Source organism: Paenarthrobacter sp. PAE-2 (genome assembly GCF_026013155.1).
GTDB lineage: Bacteria > Actinomycetota > Actinomycetes > Actinomycetales > Micrococcaceae > Arthrobacter > Arthrobacter ureafaciens.
The window spans coordinates 1-759 of the sequence record NZ_JAPDNV010000103.1 but is presented as its reverse complement, the minus strand read 5'-3'; the positions used below and the strand labels follow the sequence as shown (position 1 = coordinate 759).

Below are 759 nucleotides of genomic sequence, written 5' to 3'. Positions count from 1 at the left end.
GCACTCGACATTTGTCGAGAAGCGAAGCGTCAAGTGTCTCCTGCTGTTGGTACGCTTTTTGGATGCAACAGGACGTCGAGCAACTGGTTGAACGCGTAGCGCTAAAGCTGGGCAGGGGACTGTCCCTTGAGGACCTTGACGGGGTCCTTCTTGCCTACAGTTCCAACCAGTCCCACGCGGACCGGGTTCGGGTGAATTTCCTGCTCAGCAAGCGCGTGCCCAGCGACGTCAGCGCCTGGCAGCTGTCGCACGGTATCGCGACGGCGGTCCGTCCCGTAGTGATTCCGGCCAACCCTGACTTGGGCATGCTGGGGCGCGTTTGCGTGCCGCTCTTGGTGCGCGGCTTCCGCGTCGGTTACCTGTGGGTGCAGCAGGACCTCGAGGAGCAAAGTGCGACGGCGATCCTCACCCAACTGCCCGGCGTGCGTGACGAGCTGGACCTGCTCGCGGCCTTGCTGCTGGACTCGAACACGGCGGAGTCCGAGTTCCGCCGCCGGAGGGAGCAGGAGTTCCTGGCCGCCTGTGGAGGGGAATCCAACGCGGTGGCTGCGGTGGCCGGGTGGAAGGAGATTCAGGGCAAGGGTCCCTGGCAGGTGGTTACCATCCTGGACGCCGGTGGTGCCGGGTCCGGCGTCGATCCATTGGACGCTACCTTGACCCACCGTTCCGCGGCGCTTCAGTCCACCATCGGCGTCGATGTTGCCCTCTTCAGCGCCGGGACCGAGACGCATTCGGTGGTCCTCTTCCGTGAATCGGGCG

At 64.7% G+C, this 759-nt stretch carries 1 pseudogene; it reads left to right on the top strand.

The annotated features are described in order from the left end of the window. Positions 1–62: 62 nt before the first annotated feature. Positions 63–759 (top strand): annotated as a pseudogene (locus OCL88_RS21080) (PucR family transcriptional regulator); the annotation flags it as partial.